Origin of the sequence: Mesorhizobium sp. M7A.F.Ca.US.006.04.2.1 (assembly GCF_004022915.1) — a bacterium.
Taxonomy (GTDB): domain Bacteria; phylum Pseudomonadota; class Alphaproteobacteria; order Rhizobiales; family Rhizobiaceae; genus Mesorhizobium; species Mesorhizobium ciceri.
The window spans coordinates 1-4078 of sequence record NZ_RZQA01000591.1 but is presented as its reverse complement, the minus strand read 5'-3'; the positions used below and the strand labels follow the sequence as shown (position 1 = coordinate 4078).

Below are 4078 nucleotides of genomic sequence, written 5' to 3'. Positions count from 1 at the left end.
TCGTCATGCTGGTCGGGTCGACGTTGCTGCTCGGCTGGTTCTGGCCGTTGATGGGTGCGGTCGTTGCTGCCGGTTCGGTGCTGTTCATCACGGTGACGGCGCTGCTGTCACTTGGCTATGTCGCGCCGGCGGCAAGGCTCGCCAACACCTGGGATACCCGCCTCGGCGGCTCGCTGGCCGACGCGGTCAGCTGCAACGCCGTGGTCAAGGGCTTTGGCGCCGAGGAGCGCGAAGAACGCCGCCTGGCCAAGGTCGTCGCCAAATGGCGTGCGCGTACACGGCGCACCTGGGTGCGCGGCACCATCAACGGCACCACGCAAGGAGTGCTGCTGCTGGTCATGCGCGCTGCGGTGATCGGCCTGGCGCTGATGCTGTGGTCCTGGGGGCAGGCGAGCGCCGGCGACGTTGCGTTCGTGCTGACCTCGCTCTTTGTGCTGCAGGGCTATCTCAGGGACATCGGCACGCATATCCGCAACCTGCAGCGCTCCATCAACGATATGGAAGAGCTGGTCGATTTCCAGTCCGAACCGCTCGGCATCGAGGACCGGCCAGGTGCCAAGCCGATCCGGATCACCGAAGGACGGATCAGCTTCGACAACGTCACCTTTCACTATGGCCATCACCGATCCGCGCTTTACCGCGACTTTTCGGTCGATATCGCGCCGGGTGAGCGCGTCGGGCTGGTCGGCCATTCGGGGTCGGGCAAGACGACCTTCGTCAAGCTTATCCAGCGGCTCTATGACGTGAACGCGGGGAAAATCCTGGTCGACGGTCAGGACATCTCGCAGGTGGCGCAAGCCTCGCTGCGCGGGCAGATCGCCATCGTTCAGCAGGAACCGATCCTGTTCCACCGGTCCCTGGCCGAAAACATCGCCTATGCCAGGCCGAGTGCGTCGCAGGAGGAGATCGAGCATGCCGCGAAGCTGGCGAGTGCGCATGACTTCATCACCAACCTGCCAAAGGGCTACGGTACACTGGTCGGCGAACGCGGCGTGAAACTGTCGGGTGGCGAGCGTCAGCGCGTGGCGATCGCACGCGCCTTCCTTGCCGATGCGCGCATCCTGATCCTCGACGAGGCGACATCGAGCCTCGATTCGGAATCGGAGGTGCTGATCCAGCAGGCGATGGAGCGGCTGATGGTCGGCCGCACCACGCTGGTCATCGCGCACCGGCTTTCGACAGTGCGGGCGCTCGACAGGCTGCTGGTCTTCGATCGCGGCAACATCGTCGAGGAAGGCTCGCATGACGAACTGATCCGGCTGAAAGGCGGCATCTACCGCCGTCTGTTCGAACGCCAGGCGCTCGAACTGACCAAGGGACTTGTCAGCTGACCTGAGGCGGCCTCCAGCTTCGGCCGGAGGCCGCCTCTGTCAGGCACGGTCAGCCCAGCGGGCTGGAGCAGGAGATGCGATCGCAGGGAGGCAGTCGACCCGTCGATCAGCGCCGTGATGCTGGCCGACTTGATTTGCCTGTGAAGTCCTGTCCGGATAGTAAGTCTTGGGACCTCTGTTCATCATATTGACCGAGATACGTTGTTTCTACCATTGGTTGATATATATCCGATGGAGGCAACCCACGGACGTTCTTCACGATGCATCTTTCTGCGAATGCCGAGGAAAAGTTGGCTGCGCCGTCAGTGCTGGAATCTCAGCATGGCTCGGTTCGGCCGCTTGCTGCCGAAGATCTCGAGCGCGTCGCCGCACTCTTCCTGACGAAGTTTCGCCGGCGGCGCCGTCACCTCCTCGATCGCGCTATCGCCGAAACGGCCGCGTATATGAGGGAGATTTATCTCGACCCTGCCGGCCACTCCGGTGAAAGCAACGCTCTTGTCCAGATCAACCGGCAGGGCCGCCTGGGTGGGTTCCTCGGCGTTTTGAAAGCCCGCTACGAGCTCAATGGTGCGCCATTGAATGCGGCGATCATCGGGCCGCTCATGGCCGACCCCGGCACCGATGACGGCTCGGCCGGACCGCAATTGCTGCGGGCATTGCATCAAGGCGAATTCGATCTGCAGCTGACCGATTCGGCCAACCGGACATCCTTGGCCTTCGCGCGCCCGATGAAGTATCAACTCCTGCCGGTGCATTGTCTGGGATGGACATATGTTTTCCGGCCGGCGGGAATGGCCGCCGCCGCACTGCACCGTAAATGGCCCGGCCTGCCTCACCTTGTACTCGACCCCTTTGCGCGAGCATTCGATGCTCTTGCGAAAAGAAGGTTCGAGCCCCCCGTCCAGCATTCATCGTCGCATCGCACCCACCGTGAGCCGATCAATGCCGTGCAATTTGCCGAGGAACTGCCGACCCTCCTGTCTGGTTACGCTCTTCGGCCGAGTTGGAAGGATGGGGAGCTGCCACGGCTGCTTGCACTGGCGGCCGAGAAGCGGGCCGACGGCCCCCTTCATTTCGGTGGGATCTACGACGAAACGGGCAAAATGCTCGGTTGTTATGCCTTCTATGGTCAAGCCGGCGACATGGCGAACCTGTTGCAAATCCAGGCATTCGGATCGCATTGGGGCGCGACGCTGGATGCGCTTGTCGCCGCCGCATGGGAGATGGGCTGCGTGGGCATCACCGGGCAGACGCAGACCAGATTCATATCTCAACTCTTTGGCTACAAGAATGTCTTCTTCCGCTATGCCGGGGGAACGATGGTCCGCTCGCGGATCGCCGAGGTCACGGAAGCGGTCCGCTCCGGCGACATCTTTATCGGTGGAGTGGTGGGCGACCGCTGGACCCGCCTCAGTTCCGATGATTTCGGCCGCTGATCGCCTTCAACCGGTGGTCAGCCCCAGCGGCTGGCTGCGCTCGGTTACAAAGGCCGCCTGCGGACTGGGCGCCTCCTGAGGCGTCCAACGCCCGGTCTTTTCATTCCAGCCGCCATGTTCTATGTCTGCCGGGCAGCGCGGGGGCGCGTCTTGTCAATCGTAAAAGCATCCGGTACGCCCCGCTCATGACAGTTACCGTTCGTTTCGCCCCTTCGCCGACCGGCCGCATCCATATCGGCAATGCGCGCACGGCTCTGTTCAACTGGCTGTTCGCCGTGAACAACAAGGGTCGCTTCATCCAGCGCTTCGACGACACCGACATTGCGCGCTCGAAGCAGGAGTTTTCCGACGCCATCCTCTACGACCTGCATTGGTTGGGCATTTTTCCCGACGCCACCGAGTACCAGTCGCGGCGCTTCGAAGTCTATGACGCGGCGGTCGAGAGGCTGAAGGCGGCAGGCGTTCTCTATGCCTGCTACGAAACGCCGGAGGAGCTGGATCTCAGGCGCAAGGTGCGCCGCACGCGCGGTCTGCCGCCGGTCTATGGCCGCGAGGCGTTGACCCTGACGCACGAGCAGATCGCCGAATACCAGACCGATGGCCGCCGGCCGCACTGGCGTTTTCTCCTGCCCAATTTCTCAGGCGATCCACAACAGCCGGAACGCACTGAAATCCACTGGAACGACTTGGTGCGCGGTGAGGAAACCGTCGATCTGGCCTCGCTTTCCGACCCGGTCCTGGTGCGCGAGGACGGCACCTATCTCTATACGCTGCCTTCCGTGGTCGACGACATCGAGATGGGCGTCAGCCATGTCATCCGCGGCGACGACCATGTCACCAACACCGGCGTGCAGATCGCCCTGTTCCAGGCACTGGCTGCCACGCCGCCAGTGTTCGGCCACCACAATCTCCTGACCACCGCATCGGGCGAGGGCTTGTCGAAGCGCACCGGCGCGCTCTCCATCGAAAGCCTGCGCGAGGACGGGATCGAGCCGATGGCCGTCGCATCATTGGCGGTCCTGGTAGGCACTTCGGAGAATGTCGCGGCGATGCCGACGATGGGCGAACTCGCCGAACGCTTCGATCCGGCGGCGACATCGAAATCCGCGGCCAAGTTCGATCCGGACGAGCTGTTCGTGCTCAACCGGTCGCTGCTGCACCACATGCCGTTCAGCGAGGCACAAGACCGTCTGATCGTGCTCGGCGTCTCCGGCGAGCAGGCCGAACCGTTCTGGCTGGCGGTGCGCGGCAATCTCGACAGGCTGGCCGATGCGGTCAACTGGTGGCGCATCCTGCGCGAAGGACCGCAGG

At 63.2% G+C, this 4078-nt stretch carries 3 protein-coding genes; all 3 read left to right on the top strand.

The genetic code is table 11. The features are described 5' to 3' along the window. On the top strand, positions 1–1331 hold a 1331-nt coding region (locus EN925_RS25960), incomplete at its 5' end, for an ABC transporter ATP-binding protein (RefSeq protein WP_164894386.1). Between the two features lie 260 nt (positions 1332–1591). Continuing rightward, positions 1592–2767 carry a hypothetical protein gene (locus EN925_RS25955; RefSeq protein ID WP_127369535.1) on the top strand — a complete coding sequence of 392 codons (1176 nt, stop codon included), beginning with the start codon at positions 1592–1594 and terminating at the stop codon, positions 2765–2767. A 185-nt stretch (positions 2768–2952) separates the two neighbouring features. Continuing rightward, positions 2953–4078: glutamate--tRNA ligase (gene gltX, locus EN925_RS25950; protein WP_128337029.1), on the top strand; the 1126-nt coding region annotated here is incomplete at its 3' end.

What these genes read in the sequence shown, in the direction of transcription:
- EN925_RS25955 (WP_127369535.1), top strand. Translation starts at nt 1,592, where the DNA reads ATGCATCTTTCTGCGAATGCCGAGGAAAAGTTGGCTGCGCCGTCAGTG.